General features: G+C 33.5%; 17 protein-coding genes. 8 read left to right on the forward strand and 9 right to left on the reverse strand.

Annotated elements, in window-relative coordinates:
* The 4 genes from FGF67_RS15705 to FGF67_RS15720 all read left to right on the forward strand — a co-directional run.
* A partial coding sequence (locus FGF67_RS15705) for a gliding motility-associated C-terminal domain-containing protein (protein ID WP_139698715.1) occupies nt 1-1,581 on the forward strand: 1,581 nt, incomplete at its 5' end.
* Nucleotides 1,582-1,592: 11 nt separating this feature from the next.
* Nucleotides 1,593-2,519, forward strand: coding sequence for a PorP/SprF family type IX secretion system membrane protein (locus FGF67_RS15710; RefSeq protein WP_139698716.1), 927 nt, complete (start codon nt 1,593-1,595; stop codon nt 2,517-2,519).
* A gap of 12 nt (nt 2,520-2,531) precedes the next feature.
* Nucleotides 2,532-4,451: an OmpA family protein gene (locus FGF67_RS15715; protein ID WP_139698717.1), complete on the forward strand. Its 1,920-nt coding sequence runs from the start codon at nt 2,532-2,534 to the stop codon at nt 4,449-4,451.
* 44 nt (nt 4,452-4,495) lie between these two features.
* Complete coding sequence (locus FGF67_RS15720) at nt 4,496-6,418, forward strand: OmpA family protein (protein ID WP_139698718.1); 1,923 nt, start codon at nt 4,496-4,498, stop codon at nt 6,416-6,418.
* Nucleotides 6,419-6,883: 465 nt separating this feature from the next.
* Here the strand turns inward: FGF67_RS15720 and FGF67_RS15725 are convergent, their stop codons facing one another.
* Together FGF67_RS15725 and pdxH are read right to left on the reverse strand one after the other, a co-directional pair.
* Nucleotides 6,884-7,381 carry a CAP domain-containing protein gene (locus FGF67_RS15725; protein ID WP_139698719.1) on the reverse strand — a complete coding sequence of 166 codons (498 nt, stop codon included), beginning with the start codon at nt 7,379-7,381 and terminating at the stop codon, nt 6,884-6,886.
* A 167-nt stretch (nt 7,382-7,548) separates the two neighbouring features.
* A complete protein-coding gene (gene pdxH / locus FGF67_RS15730; RefSeq protein WP_139698720.1) occupies nt 7,549-8,196 on the reverse strand; it encodes a pyridoxamine 5'-phosphate oxidase in 648 nt (215 codons plus the stop codon).
* An 89-nt stretch (nt 8,197-8,285) separates the two neighbouring features.
* Here pdxH and FGF67_RS15735 point away from each other — a divergent pair, with 89 nt between their 5' ends.
* Complete coding sequence (locus FGF67_RS15735; RefSeq protein WP_139698721.1) at nt 8,286-8,699, forward strand: hypothetical protein; 414 nt, start codon at nt 8,286-8,288, stop codon at nt 8,697-8,699.
* Here FGF67_RS15735 and FGF67_RS15740 read toward each other — a convergent pair whose 3' ends face one another.
* The 6 genes from FGF67_RS15740 to rpsA all read right to left on the reverse strand — a co-directional run bounded on the left by FGF67_RS15740 (nt 8,700) and on the right by rpsA (nt 13,962).
* Nucleotides 8,700-9,605, reverse strand: coding sequence for a ribonuclease Z (locus FGF67_RS15740; RefSeq protein WP_139698722.1), 906 nt, complete (start codon nt 9,603-9,605; stop codon nt 8,700-8,702).
* The gene (locus tag FGF67_RS15745) at nt 9,602-10,081 is read right to left on the reverse strand and encodes a DUF3291 domain-containing protein (protein WP_139698723.1); all 480 of its coding nucleotides are present in this window, start codon (nt 10,079-10,081) and stop codon (nt 9,602-9,604) included. The genes FGF67_RS15740 and FGF67_RS15745 overlap by 4 nt, the downstream gene beginning before the upstream one ends.
* 1 nt (nt 10,082) lies before the next feature.
* Nucleotides 10,083-10,415, reverse strand: coding sequence for a ribonuclease Z (locus FGF67_RS15750; protein ID WP_139698724.1), 333 nt, complete (start codon nt 10,413-10,415; stop codon nt 10,083-10,085).
* Between the two features lie 3 nt (nt 10,416-10,418).
* Nucleotides 10,419-11,348 (reverse strand): aspartate carbamoyltransferase catalytic subunit, encoded by a 930-nt coding sequence (locus FGF67_RS15755; protein WP_139698725.1) that lies wholly within the window; start codon nt 11,346-11,348, stop codon nt 10,419-10,421.
* A 9-nt stretch (nt 11,349-11,357) separates the two neighbouring features.
* Nucleotides 11,358-11,897, reverse strand: coding sequence for a bifunctional pyr operon transcriptional regulator/uracil phosphoribosyltransferase PyrR (pyrR, locus tag FGF67_RS15760; RefSeq protein ID WP_139698726.1), 540 nt, complete (start codon nt 11,895-11,897; stop codon nt 11,358-11,360).
* Nucleotides 11,898-12,129: 232 nt separating this feature from the next.
* On the reverse strand, nt 12,130-13,962 hold the full coding sequence (gene rpsA / locus FGF67_RS15765) for a 30S ribosomal protein S1 (RefSeq protein WP_139698727.1): 1,833 nt from the start codon (nt 13,960-13,962) through the stop codon (nt 12,130-12,132).
* Nucleotides 13,963-14,295: 333 nt separating this feature from the next.
* On the opposite strand from rpsA, the gene FGF67_RS15770 reads away from it, so the two are divergent.
* Nucleotides 14,296-14,676 (forward strand): LysM peptidoglycan-binding domain-containing protein, encoded by a 381-nt coding sequence (locus FGF67_RS15770; protein WP_139698728.1) that lies wholly within the window; start codon nt 14,296-14,298, stop codon nt 14,674-14,676.
* Nucleotides 14,677-14,739: 63 nt separating this feature from the next.
* Here the strand turns inward: FGF67_RS15770 and cmk are convergent, their stop codons facing one another.
* The gene (gene cmk, locus FGF67_RS15775; protein WP_139698729.1) at nt 14,740-15,447 is read right to left on the reverse strand and encodes a (d)CMP kinase; all 708 of its coding nucleotides are present in this window, start codon (nt 15,445-15,447) and stop codon (nt 14,740-14,742) included.
* Nucleotides 15,448-15,646: 199 nt separating this feature from the next.
* On the opposite strand from cmk, the gene FGF67_RS15780 reads away from it, so the two are divergent.
* Together FGF67_RS15780 and FGF67_RS15785 are read left to right on the forward strand one after the other, a co-directional pair.
* Nucleotides 15,647-18,235, forward strand: coding sequence for a right-handed parallel beta-helix repeat-containing protein (locus FGF67_RS15780; RefSeq protein WP_139698730.1), 2,589 nt, complete (start codon nt 15,647-15,649; stop codon nt 18,233-18,235).
* Between the two features lies 1 nt (nt 18,236).
* Nucleotides 18,237-18,947, forward strand: coding sequence for a fibronectin type III domain-containing protein (locus FGF67_RS15785; RefSeq protein WP_139698731.1), 711 nt, complete (start codon nt 18,237-18,239; stop codon nt 18,945-18,947).
* The last annotated feature ends 26 nt before the right edge of the window (nt 18,948-18,973 follow it).

Raw genomic sequence — 18,973 nt, forward strand, 5'->3', positions numbered from 1 at the left:
ATCGCAGCTTGGGTAACGGCACAAACTAATAGTATTAATAGCAGTTTAGCGGGGGGATGTTCACCGAGCGTATCGCATGATTTTACCAATCAGTCTATTGACTTCTGTACGGGAGGTACGGTAACCATTACCTGGACGGTAGAAGATATCTGTGGCTCTACTAATCCTACTGCTACCTATACCCTAACACAACCGCAAGCAGTAAGCTATACTAGTCCTTCTGATGATACAGCTGATGCCTGTGAGTTTGATGATCAAGTAGGCGTTGACCAAGCATTCCTTAATTGGGTAAATACTCAATCAACCAATATTAATTTAGGTGGTGGTTGTTCTCCAGAATTAACAAATAATAGTGCTTCTGTATCTATTCCTGAATTATGTGTGGGTGGAACAGTTACCGTAACATGGACCATCGATGATGTTTGCGAAACCATTCAGGTTAGTGCCAATTTTACTTTGACACCAGTTCAAGGTACTAAATTCGACCAAACTACTTTACCTGCAGATGTAACAGTAGAATGTGATGCCATTCCAACTTCGGAAACACTAACAGCATCAAATTCTTGTGGTAATGTATCCGTTACATTTAATGAAACAAAAATTGATGGAAGCTGTCCTTCAAACTACTTAATAGAGCGTACATGGATGGCAACCGATAAGTGTGATAATACTGTTAGCCATAAACAAATCATAACCATTCAAGATACAACGGCACCAGTGCCAACAACTACGTTTGAAGGTATGATAAACGTAATTTGTACAGACATCCCTGAAATACCAAATTTAGAGTTCGTTGATAATTGTTCTTCAAACGTTACAGTAGTGTTTAATGAAACAAACTCATTTAATGAAAATGAACCTACAGATTATGAAATTGTAAGAACATGGTCCGTTAAAGATGACTGTGACAACTCTAAGGATTATGTACAAATCATCTCAGTGACCTTAAGTGAAGTGGTTACTGAAGAATTTGCTGAAAGTAGATGTTTTGAAGATGGTATTGTAGAATTGAACGACTATTTACCACGAAATCTAAATAGAAATGGTACTTGGACGCTTTTAGAAGGAAATCTAAACGCTCTTTTAGATGGAAGTGTTTTCAACCCTACAAAGCTTAAAATTGGTGAAGACTTTTTACCAAGTGATGGCGGAATTGATTATAAGTTTGCCTATACTACAACAGATGCAGGTTGTATTAGTGTTACAGAATACAATTTAAATATACATGCCGATTGTGTGGTGCTTCCATGTGGTGAAAATGATATTGTAATTTCAAAAGCGGTTACTCCTAACGGTGATCGTGTAAACGACACCTTTGATATCACAGGAATTGACTTATGTGGATTTGTTGCTGAAGTTAAAATATTTAACCGTTGGGGGGCTTTAGTTTATGAATCAGACAATTATACCTTGGGAAGCACAGAAACTTCTGGAATTTCGGGTGACTGGGATGGCTCTGCTCCAAAATCGGCCATCGGAAATGCTGGAAAATTACCTAACGGAACGTATTATTATATCATTAACTTGAAAGATAGTGGATTAAGTCCTTTAACAGGCCCTGTTTACCTAGGAACCAAATAAACCATTAACCTATGAAACGTACTAAACATTATATAATCGCTATTGCATTGTTTAGCTGTGCTATTGGATTTACACAACAGCTACCACAGTTTACTCAATACATGTACAACACGATTGCCATAAACCCTGCTTACGCAGGAAGTAGGGAAGCTTTAAGTATTATCGGGTTACACAGAAGCCAATGGGTTGGTTTTAAAGGTGGGCCAATTACACAAACACTATCTATTCATACACCGCTTAGAAATGATAGAATAGGTTTAGGTTTATCTTTTATTGAAGATGATTTAGGGCCACAAAACTTCACATATCTCTATGCTGATTTTTCATATGGCATTCCTGTAGGTAAAGAAGGAAAACTAGCTTTTGGTATCAAAGGAGGCTTTACTCAATTTAGTTTTGATTCAGATTTTAGGTTGGATCCAGGCAATATTGACGACCCTTTAATTTATGGTACTGAAGACAGGTGGACGCCCAATGTAGGTTTAGGGGCTTACTATACTACTAATAGGTTTTACCTAGGATTATCGACTCCAAGAGTGTTAAACAATGACTTACATAACAAGAATGGTTATGAAGCCCTAGAACGTATTAGTTACTATTTCACAGGAGGCGTTGTAGTCGATTTAAGTGAGAAAGTAAAATTTAAACCTGCATTTTTAATAAAGGCTACCAATGGCGCCCCAATGTCATATGATATAACGGCCAACTTTTTATTCAACGAGAAATTCTGGCTTGGTGGTTCATACAGAATTAATGAGCAAACGGCTGCTGTTGGTGGTATTGTTGATTTTCAGATTTCAAGACAATTGCGAATTGGATATGCTTACGAAAAACCAATTTCAGATATTGCCAGATACACAACAGGTACACATGAAATTTTACTTATTTATGAGTTCAAATTTATGAATTCAAAACTCAAGTCTCCTAGATACTTTTAATCCCAATCTGTCATGAACAAAAAGAACTACATTTTCATTTGTTTAGCTCTTTTCCTAAGTGTGTCTCTATTTGGGCAACAAGGAAAACAGAAAAGAGCAGATACCTTATTCAATAAATTTTCTTTTGTAAAAGCTTCAAAGGTATATAGAGAACTTATTGAGAATAATTACAATAAAGATTACGCTACCAGAAAATTAGCAGATTGTTATGCCCTTATGCGTGACCCCAAAAATGCTGCGAGATATTATAAAAGCGTGGTTAAACAAGAAAAAGTTCCTATTGAATATTACTATAAATATGCGCAATCACTACGCGGTATAAAAAAATATGAGGAATCTCAAGAATGGCTAGAACGATTTAAAGATTCTGGTGGGGTGGTAAATACCAATGACTTTTCAAAAGACATCAACTTTATTAGCAGTGTATTTAGTTCAAAGCAACAATATTTTCTTGACCGTGTACGATTTAATTCAAAATATAGTGATTTTGGTGCTTTTGAGCATAATGGCAAAGTGTATTTTGCATCTTCGCGTGATGAAGGCGTTTCGGTTAAACGACTGTACGGTTGGAATGAGCAACCTTTTCTTGATATCTATGTTACTGATGTAAACAACAAAACAAATGTTGATCACACCAATAAAGTTATTGGAGATGTAAATTCCATTCTTCACGATGGTCCAGCCACCATTACAAAAGATGGTAAAACCATGTATTTCTCAAGAAATAACTTTAATAAGAATACCGAAATTAAAGATAAAAAAGGGCTAACCAACATGAAAATTTATCGTGCTACATGGGTAGATGATAAATGGACAAATATTGAAGATTTACCTATTAATGGCGATGAATTTTCTACTCAACATGCCGCTCTTAATAAAGATGAAAACAAACTCTATTTTGCCTCTGATAGACCTGGAGGCTATGGAGGGTCTGATATTTGGGTGGTTGATATACATTCAGATGGTTCTTTAATCAATTTAAGAAATCTGGGGAATGTGGTTAATACAGAAAATGCAGAAGGCTTTCCTTTTATAAATAACGAAGATGTTTTATTCTTTTCTTCTGATGGGCATACCGGTTTAGGCTTACTGGATATTTTCACTACTATAAAAGGAGAAAATGAAAAAAACATTGTAGATGTTATAAACTTAGGGGTTCCTGTTAATTCTAATAAAGATGACTTTGCATTTACCATGAATCCCAATGGCATTACAGGCTATTTTGCTTCAAACAGAACTGGAGGAAAAGGTAGTGATGATATCTATGCCTATCATAGAGTTCCATTATTAAATGTAGAAGGCGTGGTAACCGATGCCATTAATACTAAACCTATACCTCATGCAAAAATTACACTATTTGATGAGAATAATCAACAAATTGCCTATGTAGAAACGGATGAAGATGGTTATTACGAAATAAATATTGATAGAGATAAGGATTATAAAATTGTAGCTAATCAAGATAAATATATTGAAGATTATAGAATGTTTACTTCAAAAAACATTCAAATTGAACTAACTACAATAACAGCTAATCTGCTATTAAACCCAATTCAAAATGTAGTCAAACTGGCTGAATTAAATACCATTTACTTCGATTTTGATAAACATAACATTCGAAAAGATGCAGCAATTGAATTGGATAAGATTGTTGATTTAATGCAAAACACCTACCCTGAAATGGTAATACGTATTGAATCGCATACCGATTCTAGAGGAGAATTAACATATAATGACAGACTATCTATAGACAGAGCAAATGCTACCTATGAATACTTAATTTCAAAGGGTATTGATCCCTCAAGAATAACCGAACATCAAGGTTTTGGTGAACGACGATTAACCAATGGTTGTCAAGATGGCACCAATTGCGAAGAGGAAGCTCACCAATTAAACAGGCGTACGCAATTCATTGTTATTAAAATGGAATAACAATCAATGTAAGTTTGATGGTTTTAACTAAAAAAAGAGCACAAATGAAAATTAAGAATTACACACTTACTGTTATAGTTTTATTACTTAACATAGTTTCTATGGCTCAAAGTGGTAAACAAAAACGTGCCGATAATCTTTTTAATAAGTTCGCTTTTTATGACGCTAAAGAAGTTTATAAAGAACTCATTAATAAAAACTATAATGTTGACTATGCCACAAGGCGTCTTGGAGATTGCTATGCTTATATGAGAATGCCTGATAGTGCTGTAATATATTATCAAAAAGCTATAGAACAAAAAAATGTTCCTACTGAATATTATTACTATTATGCCCAAGCTTTAAGGGGCACTGAAAATTATAAAGCATCTCGCACATGGTTAAAGCGCTATAAAAAATCTGGAGGGAAAATTAATAAACAAAAGTTCCTAAAAGATTCAGATTTTATTAATTCCATATTCAATACTAAGCAACACTATTTTTTGAACAATGCTATTCAATTTAATTCTGAATTTAGTGATTTTGGTGCTATTGAAAATAACGGTCTTATTTATTTTGCTTCATCACGAGATCAAGGTGTTTTAAGAAAACATATTTACGGATGGAATAATGAGCCATTTTTAGATGTTTACGTCACCGAAAAAAGTAAAAATGATAGTGTTGTTAACCATAAATCAAAATTAAAAGGCAAAGTAAACTCAGCATTTCATGATGGTCCTGTCACTTTGACAAAAGATGGTAACACCATGTACTTTTCTAGAACAGCTTTTCTAAAAAATGTGTTAAGTAAAAATAATGCCGGTGTTTCAAATTTAAAAATTTATAAGGCTAGTCTAATTGATGGAAAATGGACAAATATTGAGGAACTCCCCTTTAATAGCAACTATTATTCCAATGGGCATCCTGCATTAAATGAAGATGAATCAAAGCTATATTTTGCTTCAGACAGGCCTAACGGTTACGGCGGATCAGACATTTACTATGTTGATATTCTCGCCGATAATTCATACGGAACACCTCAAAACGTTGGGTATATAGTAAATACAGATAAAGACGAGCTATTTCCTTTTATTAATAACGAAGGAGTTCTGTTCTTCTCTTCTGATGGTCACCCTGGTTTAGGATTGCTCGATGTGTTTGGAACAGTTAAAGACAAGGAAGGGCAACTAGTTAGTGCTTTAAACTTAGGCATTCCTGTAAATTCAAGTAAAGATGATTTTTCATTTTTTATGAGCACCGATGGTCTATCTGGTTACTTTGCGTCTAACAGAAAAGGCGGAATAGGCAGTGATGATATTTATGCTTTTGACAGAATACCTCCATTAATAATTGAAGGCCATATTCAAGATGAACTCAATAATTTACCTATAGAAGATGCTCAAGTTGTTTTATTTGATAATGAAGGAAATGAAATAGTGTCCTTAAAAACAGATGAAGATGGCTATTATCAAGTAAATATTGATCGAAATTCAGAATACAAGCTCAATGCTTCACATCCAAAGTATGAACAGAATTTCTTGAACATTACTTCCAAAAACTTAGAAAATTCGGTAAAAAGTATAAAAGGAGATATTAAACTGTCGCCCATTCCCGATGTACCTGTTCTTGCTGATTTAGGTATCATTTATTTCGATTTTGACCAATCAAATATAAGACCAGACGCTGCTTTAGAACTAGATAAGGTCGTTGATCTCATGGTAAATACATATCCTGAAATGGTTATTAGAATTGAATCGCATACCGATTCAAGAGGTTCATTAGAATACAATGATGAGTTATCTGGAAAAAGAGCTTATTCTACTTATTATTATTTAGTATCAAAAGGTATTGATGCTTCAAGAATCATTGAATATAAAGGGGTTGGAGAGCGTCAATTGACTAATAGTTGTAATGGAACCATCAATTGCACCGAAGCTGAACATCAACTTAATAGACGTACCGAGTTTATTATTATCAAAATGAAATAACCAACACTATTTACTATAAAACATCTTAAGCGTATTTAATCTTTATGACTTAAATACGTTTTTTTTAATGTCTGTTTTACTTACATCAGTCATTCTCCATCTGTTTGCTAAAGGATCGTGGAGGGTTTGAGCAACTAGCTTACTAAAAATGTAACGACCCAGAGATAAATCCGTAGGATTTTGCGAGTAGGCAAGAGCAAAGTAATTTTTTACATGGTATTGCCGTGTTGTTATTAATTTATTTTGGTTAGTTCAGTTATTGAATCCGACAGTTTTATTTTTTCAGTATTGTCAGTTGAAATAAATGGAATTCTATGAACCATTCCAAATTCAAATTCCACGATCAGCATTTGAGTCAATTGCATAGTCTCACCCGTGATATTTTTGAACTTCATAAGATTTATTGAGTTCATTCAATTCGGTCAAATCCCTTAAGAAAAATTTTAAATGCTATTTACAACACATTTATATTGAAATAAATATATTGGTAAAATACCACCTTCCATCTTCATTCTTTTCAGCAGAGATATCAAAATTTGTAAAATCTCCTTCAAGATTAATGCGGTGCGCCTCACTCTCAATCCATGCGTCAACCACACCCTCTGCCGTACTAAACCCATACGCCACATTTTCAGATACTTTTTGTGCGCCTGCATTAGATTTCAAATAGTCGCTTCGCACATAAAAATTATCATGAGAAACTGTGTTCTTTTCAACCATATAATCTGTATGGCTATTGGCTACAGATTTAATAATATCCATATCACTTAATGGATTTAAACCTTTTGAAAGGCGGTAATCGTTAATCAAGTTTAAAATTTCAATTTCAATAGATTTGGTTGAAGCCGCAGTTAATTTTAATTCTAGAGCATCAACTTCATCTTCAATACTATCTGTTGAACAAGAAAAAAGTGTCATACTCATGACAAGAACCAAAAGCGTCATCTTACGGAATAACTTCATGGCTAGGTAAATTTGGGTTTGGTCTTTTAAATTTACCTAGTAGAAGTTCTATTGGCTGTTAATAAAATGTTAAAACCGATTAAAAACAAACATTTAATCGTATATATAAGTTTTTAATCGGTAAAATGCACTTTTTTTAATTAAAAAAGTAGTATTTAACGTATAAATTAAGGAGATAATCGATTTGTCAACCAACTAAAGTCCTCCTCCAGTCTATATCTAATACGATCATGTAATCGATTGGGTCTACCTTGCCAAAACTCAATTTCTACAGGCTTAACTAAATAACCTCCCCAATGTTTCGGCCTATCAATAGTTCTTCCTTCATACTGTTTTTCAAATAGTTTAAGCTTATTTTCTAAATATGCTCTATTTTCTATAACGGCGCTCTGATTAGAGACTAAAGCTCCTAACTGACTACCTCTTGGCCTAGATTCAAAATATCCATCACTTAAATTTTCTGCTATTTTCTCTGCTTTCCCTTTTATGATAATTTGCCGTTCTGCTCCTGCCCAAAAAAAGGATAAACAAACATTTGGATTTAATTCAATCGCTTTTCCTTTTTCACTGTTATAGTTTGTAAAAAATATAAACCCTTCATAGGTATAACGTTTTAACAGAACAACCCTATTTTTAGGAAAACCATCTTTACCAATAGTAGAAATAGTCATAGCATTTGTTTCATCTTGCGGAAAGTGTGTGTCAACCTCATGAAACCATTTTTGAAATAATTCCATAGGATTATCAGGCACCTTATTTAATACTAGTTCTCCTTTTTCGTATGATTTTCTATAATTGCTTAAATCCTTTTCCATAATAACAAAATAACAAAATTTTATTATTTTATATAGACAAAATACTAAACAAACATTGTAGTTTTGCAACCTCTCTAATTAGAACTAAAATGAAATTTGAAGAATCGTTACAAAGTAAACTTTTAAGTCATCACAAATTAGAAATGCCTTTTGGAACCTTCTTTTTTTGTGAAAACTTTGTAATTTCTGAAATACATTCTGAGAAACACTTTGACTGGCCTAAAATTGAATTGGTTTTAAAAGAAATTATCGATTTCTATGGGGCAGGAGCAAAATTAGGTTATGTTTCTAATAGAGTTAACTCTTATTCTATAGACCCCAGCCATTGGGCAAAAATAAATTCTAACAAAGCCGTTATTGAGATGATTGGTACGTGTATAGTGTATTATAACTACATTATGTATTTAAATGCTTCTTTAGAAAACAGATTTAGCGATGTTGAAATAAAATCATGTCTGTCTTTAGATGAAGCTATTGAATGGGTACAACGTTTAAATTACTAATTATAGATCAAACGTTTTCCCATCTTCCGCTAACAGTACATTTTTAAAAATCTGTTCGGCCTCCTTTTTAAAATAATTGATACTATCATACCGCGTAGAATAATGCCCTAGAATAAGTGTTTTAACCTGGGCTTGTTTTGCAATTTCTGCGGCTTGAATAGCCGTTGCATGTTTTGTGCGTTCTGCTAAATGTGCATGCTGCTCTAAAAATGTAGATTCATGATAGAGTACATCTGTATTTTTTATAATGGGTACAATATCTTCTTTAAACATAGTGTCGCTGCAAAACGCATAACTTTTCGGCTTTTTCCCAGGAAACGTAACACTATCATTTTTTATCAAGATTCCATCTTCATTTTTTACATCATAACCCTGCTTCAGTTTTCTATAGTAGGCCACATCAATATTTGCTCTTTTAACAGCCTCTATATTTAGCTTACGTTCCCTTTTTTTTTCCTTAAAAAGAAAACCATTTGTGTATATTCTATGATTTAAAGGAATGGTGTGGACTTCAACTTTGTTATCTTCAAAAATAAGTTCGGAAGCATGAGATGTTAACTCATGAAAAAATAAATTATAATTTGTCCAGGAATCTGCTAACTTCATTTGAAGTGTAACAATTTCTTTGATACCCTTTGGGCCATAGATATGTAAGTCTGCTTCTCGGGTAAGTAATCTGAATGTTGAAATTAATCCGACTAAACCAAAAAAATGATCACCATGCAAGTGAGATATAAAAATATGTTTTATTCTATTGAATTTAATTTTATGTCTTCGCAACTCTACTTGAGTTCCTTCTCCACAGTCAATTAAAAACATATGATTACTAATCTCTAAAACCTGTGATGTTGTATTATTTAAAGCACGCGGCGTAGCACTATAACAGCCTAGAATAGATAATCTCATGAGGATGCATTTAGTGGTTTATAGTTTAAAAAATCGTCAACTAAAAATTTAGATTTAAACGAAAATGCAAACGGTGATTCTCCATAACTATTCAAATAATCAAGACGGTATTTGGCATCCTGAAAGGTTGGTTTATAGCCTTTAGGAATATACCAAAAAGCCATATGCATTCTATTCATTTTTTTAAACCATGCTTTCTTCCTTTTAAAGATGTCTACATGCCCTGTTTGATACGTAAATTTAAAAAGAGATTCAAAATCCTTCCATACAGAGATATTGATGACCAAAGCATTGTTTTGAAATATTTTTGCACCTTCATCTTTGTCCTCATCATTCATGCGCCAAATAAACCCTTCACTAGCATCTGCCATAGCATTTATATGATCTACATTACCAACAAAATCTTGCATAATTGGGTCATTTAAAGGTGCAAGAACCTCTGCAATGTTTACCTGAGCTAATTGAAAAGCATGCATGTTAAAACCCTAAATCACGCTCCATATCCTCCATTTCAATAACATCATAGGCTTCCTGCAATGTAGGTACAACAATAATTTCATCAGGAACATCATCAAAATCTACTTTATCTGATACAATTACAAATGAATTTTTAGCTGCTTTATGTATGGTAGATAGTTCTAAAAACTCAAGAATATCCCCCTTATCAAGGGGATCTAAAGATGTTAATGAAACGATAATATTGCTGTTTTTAAACTTTGGATATAATGCCTGTATCTTCTTTGTTAACTCTACAATCGTAGCTTTTTCTTGCGTGATTATAGATGTATTTCCATTTTGGTCTAAAATCATAATCTACTGTTTTATTTTTGATGCTAAGAGGTAAATTACTGCCATTCTAACAGCTACCCCATTTTGAACTTGATCTAAAATAATAGACTGACTAGAATCAGCCACATCACTAGTTATCTCAACACCTCTATTAATGGGACCGGGATGCATGATAGTTATCTTTTTATCTAAGGTATCTAATAACTGTTTGTTTACCCCAAATTGTTGGGTATATTCTCTGGTAGATGGAAAATAACTAATATCCATACGTTCATTTTGTACTCGAAGCATATTAGCTACATCACACCAACTTAAAGCTTTACGAAGATTGGTTTCCACCTTTACCCCAAGCTCATTGATATACTTTGGAATTAGCGTTTTAGGACCGCAAACCATGACTTCTGCACCTTGTAATTGCAGTGCAAAAATATTTGAAAGCGCCACTCTACTATGTAAAATATCACCAACAATAACTACCTTCTTACCTCCTACTTCACCTAATGTTTCGCGAATCGAATAAGAGTCTAATAAGGCTTGTGTTGGGTGTTCATGAGCACCATCACCAGCGTTAACAATACTGGCCTTTACATGTTTAGATAAAAAAACACCTGCCCCAGGATTTGGGTGGCGCATCACCACCATATCCACCTTCATGGATAAGATATTGTTTACGGTATCAATTAGTGTTTCTCCTTTTTTTACAGACGATTGTGCGGATGAAAAATTAATTACATCTGCTGATAAGCGTTTTTCAGCAAGTTCAAAAGACAACTTGGTTCTTGTTGAATTTTCAAAAAATAAATTAGCTATTGTAATATCTCTTAGTGATGGTACTTTTTTGATTGGTCTGTTAATCACTTCTTTAAAATGATCGGCCGTTTCAAAAATTAGTTGAATATCTTTTTTATTAAGATATTTTATTCCTAATAAGTGATTGACACTTAATTCACTCATTGCTTTTATCTATTTTTCAATTAAATAAACCGAATCTTCACTATCGTGTTCTTTCCAGTTCACCTTTACTTTTTCATTATTAATAACATCTACTTGACGCCCTCTATAATCTGGCTGAATGGGTAAATGTCTACTAAAACGTCTATCTATAAGCGTTAATAATTCTATTTCATTAGGCCTTCCAAAAGATTGTATAGCGGTTAAAGCAGCTCTTATACTTCTTCCTGTATACAGTACATCATCAATAAACACAATATTTTTATCTTCTACTAAAAAGTCAATTTTTGTTGAATTAGCTTCTAAAGGCTTATGACTTCTTCGAAAGTCATCTCTAAAAAATGTAATATCTAAATGGCCTAATTGAATATTCTTAACCTTATAATCCTCTTTGAGTATTTTAGCAATTCTATCTGCTAAAAAAACACCGCGAGGCTGCAAACCAATTAGTACGGCATTTGAGAAATCATTGTGTTTTTCAATAAGTTGACAAGCCAATCGGTGAAGAATGATGTTTACCTCTTTTTCGTTAAGTAAAACTTTTTGACTCATATACTATCCAAACGTGTTTGGTACACAAAGGTAATGCAAAAAATCATAAGTATAAACGGTAAATTAGAATCTTATTTGGGTATGTTTTTTAAATGTAGGTTTTAAGACAACTTACTTTTCTTTTTTTTTAACTTATTTACCATGGAGACATGAACTTCTATTTAAAAAAATGAATAAAAAAAACTCCTCAAAAATTGAGGAGTTTTATAAAAATTATAAATGTATAGAAAGATTATTTCTTCCCGTCCATTTTATCTTTAAGAGCTTGTAAAGCATCATTAGCATCACCTAAAGTTGGTTTTGCTTCAGCAGCTTGAGATTCTGCTTTTCTTACCGCCTGCTTAACGATCTTAGCTTCTTCTTCTTTAAATACCGCAGTATGAGAAGCAACTACACGTTTAAACTCTTTGTTAAATTCAATAATTTTGAATTCAGCAGTTTCACCTTTAGCTAGTTTACTACCGTCTTCTTTTTCTAAGTGACGTGCTGGTACAAAAGCCACGATATCTTCATTAAACTCTATAGTAGCACCTTTGTCAACAATATCAGTAATTGCTGCTGTGTGAGATGTTCCTAAAGCAAACTCAGTTTCATACTTATCCCAAGGATTTTCAGTAGTTTGTTTATGACCTAAACTTAATTTACGTCCTTCAACATCTAACTCTAATACCACAACGTCTAACTTATCTCCTACTGAACAGAACTCAGATGGGTGTTTAATTTTCTTAGTCCAAGATAAATCTGAGATATAAATTAATCCGTCAATACCCTCTTCCAATTCAACAAATACACCAAAATTAGTAAAGTTACGTACCACACCTGTGTGTTTAGAACCTACAGGATATTTACCTGTAATATCTGTCCATGGATCTGGTGTTAATTGCTTAATACCTAGAGACATTTTACGCTCTTCTCTATCTAAAGTTAAGATAACTGCTTCCACTTCATCTCCTACAGAAACGAAATCTTGAGCAGAACGTAAGTGTGTAGACCATGACATTTCAGACACGTGAATTAACCCTTCAACACCATCAGCTACTTCAATAAATGCACCGTAATCTGCAATTACAACCACTTTACCTTTTACTTTGTCACCAACTTTTACCTCTTCAGCTAATGCTTCCCAAGGGTGCTTAGATAATTGTTTAAGACCTAATTGGATTCTTGATTTGTTTTCATCAAAATCAAGGATTACCACGTTAAGATGTTGGTCTAACTCAACAATTTCATTTGGATGATTGATTCTTGACCAAGAAAGATCTGTAATATGGATTAATCCATCTACACCACCAAGGTCAATGAATACACCATAAGATGTGATGTTTTTAACAACACCTTCTAATACTTGACCTTTTTCTAACTGACCAATAATTTCTTTCTTTTGTTCCTCGATATCAGCCTCAATAAGTGCTTTATGAGAAACTACAACGTTTTTGAACTCGTGGTTGATTTTAACCACTTTGAATTCCATTGTTTTATTTACGTACTGATCGTAATCTCTAATTGGTTTAACGTCAATTTGAGAACCTGGTAAGAATGCTTCAATACCGAATACATCTACAATCATACCTCCTTTAGTTCTGCATTTAACAAAACCGTTAACGATTTCACCAGTTTCGTGAGCTTTATTAACTCTGTCCCATGCTTTGATTACACGAGCTTTTCTGTGAGATAATACCAACTGACCTGTAGCGTCTTCACGCACATCAATTAATACTTCTACTTTATCACCAACTGCTAAGTTAGGATTGTAACGAAATTCGTTTAAAGAAATAACACCTTCAGATTTTGCATTGATGTCAATGATAGCATCACGATCTGTAATGTGAATTACAGTTCCTTCTACTACTTCATCATCTAAAGTGTCAACGAAATTTTCAGCTACTAATTTTTCAAATTCTTTTAACTGTTGATCATCAACTTCATCAATACCTTCTTGGTAATTGTGCCAGTTGAACTCTTTTAAGAATTTTTCAGGGTTTGCTTGAGCTTCTGATACTTGAGGAGCTTCGGCAGTTTTTGCTTCAGTTGCTTCAACTTCAGCTTGTTTTGCGTTTTCAGCCATTTATGCTAATTACTTAATGTTTTACGTATTGTCTTTATAATAACGTAAACACATTTTGTTTGTATTCTGTTTGTTTCAGGAGATTTAAGCGCGTAACATACAGAAGTGTTAAATTTAATTACGTGTTCTATTTCCTTTTATCTTCCCGACGATTCGCTAAAAGGAGTGCAAAATTACAAATTAATATTCTAATTACCTAATAATTAGAAAACAAATAAAATGTGACTTTTTACTTCTTAATGTGTCTAAATCTTAACCATTTATTAAATTTAAAGTGCTTGGATTTTTTTACCTTAACCAAAACAATCTGAATTAATAAAAACCTTTTTAAATATGACTGCAAAATCAAAATACCAACCCGTTTTAGACTTAGGAGAATCTTTAAACATTCAAAACGGTGATGTAAAAGAAGAAGATGGCAAACTAAAAGTTTGGGGAACCGCTAAAACCCCTTATGAAAAAAACTTACTTTGGGACAAAATAAAAGAAATTGGTGGTGAAAACCCTTCAGATATAATGGCAGATATAAAAGTTGCCGATGCCAGTGTTTTTCATAGACATACTGTAAAAAGTGGTGAAACCTTAGGTAAAATAGCTAAGCAATATTATGGTAATGCATCAAAATATCAAGAGATATTTAAGGCTAATTCAGATATTTTAAAAAATCCAGATTTAATTTATCCAGATCAAGAATTGATTATCCCTAATCTGTAGTTTCTGTTATAGAGAATAGAAAGAAAGCGAGTCTTTAGTATAAAAACTCGCTTTTTACTTTTGTTAACCAATACTTCCGTTTACTTCCTTGATTTTGTCCTCTGATAATTTTAAAACTTTATCAAACTGTTCCTCTAGGCTAAAGTGAGAATTATCAATTTCAATAGCATCTATAGCCTTTACAAGTGGGGAATCTTTTCGTGTTGTATCTAAATAATCACGTTCTTCTACGTTTTTTAAAACAGCTTCATAGGTAACAGCATCACCTTTATCACTAAGTTCCTTAAAACGTCTTTCTGCCCTTTTTTCAGCGGAAGCAGTCATAAATAATTTTAACTCTGCATTGGGAAAAACTACGGTTCCAATATCTCTTCCATCCATAACAACCCCTTTATTTTTTCCCATTTCCTGTTGTTGCTCAACTAATTTTTGTCGGACTTCAGTAACAGCCGCAACCTTACTTACGTAACTTGATACTTCAAGTGTCCTTATAGCCTTCTCAACGTTTTTACCATTTAAAAAAACCTCAGCAAAACCTAATTGTTCATTGAATTGAAATGTGATTTTGATGTCATTCAAACTACTAATTAAAGCTTCCTTATAAAAAGCATCAGGACTAACAAACGTATTCTGCATAGCATACAAGGTTACAGCTCTATACATAGCTCCTGTATCTACATAAATATATCCTAGATGTTTTGCCAGTTGTTTTGCTATTGTACTCTTTCCTGTTGATGAGAAGCCATCAATAGCTATGGTAATTTTACTCATTTATAATTGTTAGGATAGCAAATGTACATAAATGAATTAGATCAAGTTTCTGTCAAGTTAATTTTTATCATTATTAAAATAAGATTAAACCATTTGTTTTGTAGAAATGCTTAAATGTTTTCTAGATAAATAGACATTACACCCTTATTAAAATTATCATTTTATAATTTAACGCTTTCACTAATTTACGATTTAAACAATGCGAAAACTATTAATTTCATGTCTTTCTTTTTTTATCTGTTCCACCATTTATTCACAAACTATTTATGTCTCTACAAATGGTAATGACACAAATGATGGCAGTGAAAATGCACCTTACAAATCATTCAGTAAAGCTGTTTCTGTAATGACTTCTGGTGATATTTGCATCATAAAAGGAGGCACTTATGAAGAACCTTTAATCATAAATAAAAGCGGTATCTCAGGAAGCTACCTAACCTTTAAAGCTGCTAACGGAGAAACTGTTAACATAAAGGCTACTAGAAAACTTACTGGATGGCAACAGCACAGCGGTACTATTTACAAAACCAATGTAAATATGAGCATTGATAGCCGATTTCGTGCCGTATACCATCATGGTGAGTACATGGATTTAGCGCGTTGGCCAAACAACACAGATAATAACCGTTGGACCATTGATTGCCATCCCGTATCGGGTGGTGGTAGCGGTAACTATATTACAGCCACTGGAATTCCTGATATCGATTGGGAAAATGGTGGGCTTTTGTATTACTTAGGAGCGCATTCTGGAACAAGTTGGACAAGACCTATTACTGGGAGTTCTGCGACTAGAATTGACCACCAACAAGTTGATATTACAAAATGGCCCTTTGGCATTCATAACCCTGAAGTTTGGAGAAGTAACCCGGGCAACGAACGTGGACAGTTTTATTTGTTCAATAAACTTGAAGCATTAGACTATGCTAGGGAATGGTATTACGACAGTGCTGCAAACATGATCTACTTTCAACCTGCTGATGGTAACTTGCCTGTGGATGGAACAGTTGAATATGCGGTTTCAAAATATGTTGCAGAAATAACTGGTGATTATGTTAAATTAGAAGGCTTAGATTTCTTTGGAGGAAGCATAAAAATACATAACAATGCAGATAACAATCAAATAATTAATTGTAAAATTATTCATGGTAGTGAAGGGCATGATTCCCTTAGTAATACTTCTGCTCAGGTTGGTGAGGCCGCTTTAGAAGTTTTGGGTGCTAATACCCTGATTCAAGGTAATATTATAGATCATAGCTCTGTAAGCGGTATACATATTATGGCTTGGGCTGGTGCACATAATTGCGTTGTTGAGAAAAATACAATTAGCAACACAGATTACAATGGTATTCATGCTTCACCTATAAGAACCTCAGCTGATAATTTAAAAATTTTGAAAAACACTATTTTTAATACAGGTAGAGATGGTATGTATGTAGCAGGAACAAATTGCGAAGTAGCCTACAATGATGTTTCTGCCTCTCAAAAAATTAACAGTGATTCAGGAATTTTTTATACTGTAGGCAACGCTAACCCCAAGAATAACGAAATTCATCACAATTGGTTTCATGATGCAACAGCGCCAGCTTATTCACACAGCCCTGATAGTCCTGCTAAAGCTGCCGGTATTTATTTAGATAACAATAGTAAGGGCTATACTGTGCACCATAATGTAGTTTGGAACGTATCTTGGAGTGCTTATCAAGTTAATTGGAATAATGTTGGTTTAAATTTTTATCACAATACCATTTGGAATGCCGAACGTGCTATGGATTCTTGGGTAAATGGCTACACGCAATCCGATAATAAAATTTATAACAATTTTTCAAACAAAGGTGATTGGTTTACTGGCAATGACCTTTCTGAATTTGATATTCAAGATAATTTAATAACTGCCGTATCTGTGCTTGAAAACCCCGAAAACCTTGACTTTATGCCAAAGGAAAATAGCGCATTAATAGATCAAGGAAGAGTGATTTCTGGGTTTGAAAAACCCTTTAAGGGTGTTGGTCCAGACATTGGAGCATATGAGCGATTGGGTACCAGATGGACAGCAGGCATAAATGCGATTGAAGATACTGGTTCAGGTGACATTGTTTCTGTATTAGATACTCAATTTACCATATTAACTACCTCTGAAACTTGTTCAGATGAAAACAACGGCACACTAACCATTGAGGCCAGTACAGAGGCTGATTACAACATTAGCCTTGACGGAAATGATTTTGCCTTTACAAAGAACAAAACCATTACTAATCTAACTCCTGGCTCTTATGAATTGTGTATTAGTATTAAAGGCATAAATGAATCACAATGCTTTGTTGTAAACATTGACGAAGCATTGCAAATAACTTCAAAGTCTACTCTATCAAATAAAAAACTTAATATAGAACTCTCAGAGGGGACAACACCATATAAAGTATATATAAACAATGACATGGTTTTAGAAACGCAATCACCGTCTTTTTCTGTTGATGTATCACAAGGAGATATTGTTAAAATACAGTCCAATAAACCATGTGAGGGAGAAATAATAAAATCTATTGACTTTTATTCAAACATTCAACCTTTTCCCAATCCTACAACCGGTGTTTTCCAGATTAGTATTCCTATCAACGAGGGACTGATTCCAATAGAAATTTACAACATGACAACGCAACTTGTAAAAGCAAAAACATATACTATCATTGACGGAAAAATAACTATTGATTTAACCAATAATCCTCCAGGCGTATATTTTGCTAATTTAGTCTTAGATAAACCAATAAATATTAAAATAATAAAAAAATAAGATGATGAAATTTCTAAAATATACTTTCGGCTTAAGTATTATTATTTCTCTTGCAATAGCATGTTCTGGAGGAAGTGATGATGGTGGTTCGCCTCCAGAACCGAAAAACAATGCGCCTTTTAAAGTGACATCATTAACATTTCCTGAAAACGATATGCTATGTACCTCCAATACTGTTGAATTCACTTGGGATGCAGCCACAGATCCTGATGGTGATAAGGTTTCATATATTCTAGAGATTTCAAAAGATTCTGGGTTTGGGGCAATTGATCAGTCTGTGAATTCTAATACATCATCTAAATCAGTCTCATTAGAAAAAGGTATTATTTATTTCTGGCGTGTAAAAGTTAAGGACACTAAAGGCCTTGAAAGCGAATATTCATCTGTATTTAGATTTTATACAGAAGGTGAACCTTTAACTAATCATATTCCTTTTCCTGCGCAGCCAATAAATCCTGCAGACGGAGAAACTATTAATGGAAACTCAATTACCTTAGAGTGGGAAGCTACTGATATTGATAATGACCCATTGACATATGACGTATATGTTGACACCGTTAACCCGCCTACACAAAAAATAGGTGATAATCAAAGTAATAATACTACAAATGTTAACCTAAACCCTGCTTCAACCTATTATTGGAAAATTGTAACAAAAGATGATAAAGATGGACAGTCTATCGGACAAGTTTGGTCTTTTATGACCAATTAATATTTATTAAGACCATAGTATAGGGA

The organism is Allotamlana fucoidanivorans (genome assembly GCF_006265225.1).
Taxonomy (GTDB): Bacteria; Bacteroidota; Bacteroidia; order Flavobacteriales; family Flavobacteriaceae; genus Allotamlana; species Allotamlana fucoidanivorans.

Bases quoted from the DNA above. Each gene is read 5' to 3' on its own strand.
- FGF67_RS15740 (WP_139698722.1), bottom strand. From the start codon at position 9,605: ATGAGATTATCTATTCTAGGCTGTTATAGTGCTACGCCGCGTGCTTTA.
- FGF67_RS15715 (WP_139698717.1), top strand. From the start codon at position 2,532: ATGAACAAAAAGAACTACATTTTCATTTGTTTAGCTCTTTTCCTAAGT.
- FGF67_RS15785 (WP_139698731.1), top strand. From the start codon at position 18,237: ATGATGAAATTTCTAAAATATACTTTCGGCTTAAGTATTATTATTTCT.
- rpsA (WP_139698727.1), bottom strand. From the start codon at position 13,962: ATGGCTGAAAACGCAAAACAAGCTGAAGTTGAAGCAACTGAAGCAAAA.
- pyrR (WP_139698726.1), bottom strand. From the start codon at position 11,897: ATGAGTCAAAAAGTTTTACTTAACGAAAAAGAGGTAAACATCATTCTT.
- FGF67_RS15745 (WP_139698723.1), bottom strand. From the start codon at position 10,081: ATGCATGCTTTTCAATTAGCTCAGGTAAACATTGCAGAGGTTCTTGCA.
- FGF67_RS15710 (WP_139698716.1), top strand. From the start codon at position 1,593: ATGAAACGTACTAAACATTATATAATCGCTATTGCATTGTTTAGCTGT.
- FGF67_RS15725 (WP_139698719.1), bottom strand. From the start codon at position 7,381: ATGAAGTTATTCCGTAAGATGACGCTTTTGGTTCTTGTCATGAGTATG.
- FGF67_RS15735 (WP_139698721.1), top strand. From the start codon at position 8,286: ATGAAATTTGAAGAATCGTTACAAAGTAAACTTTTAAGTCATCACAAA.
- FGF67_RS15720 (WP_139698718.1), top strand. From the start codon at position 4,496: ATGAAAATTAAGAATTACACACTTACTGTTATAGTTTTATTACTTAAC.
- cmk (WP_139698729.1), bottom strand. From the start codon at position 15,447: ATGAGTAAAATTACCATAGCTATTGATGGCTTCTCATCAACAGGAAAG.
- FGF67_RS15780 (WP_139698730.1), top strand. From the start codon at position 15,647: ATGCGAAAACTATTAATTTCATGTCTTTCTTTTTTTATCTGTTCCACC.
- FGF67_RS15770 (WP_139698728.1), top strand. From the start codon at position 14,296: ATGACTGCAAAATCAAAATACCAACCCGTTTTAGACTTAGGAGAATCT.
- pdxH (WP_139698720.1), bottom strand. From the start codon at position 8,196: ATGGAAAAGGATTTAAGCAATTATAGAAAATCATACGAAAAAGGAGAA.
- FGF67_RS15750 (WP_139698724.1), bottom strand. From the start codon at position 10,415: ATGATTTTAGACCAAAATGGAAATACATCTATAATCACGCAAGAAAAA.
- FGF67_RS15755 (WP_139698725.1), bottom strand. From the start codon at position 11,348: ATGAGTGAATTAAGTGTCAATCACTTATTAGGAATAAAATATCTTAAT.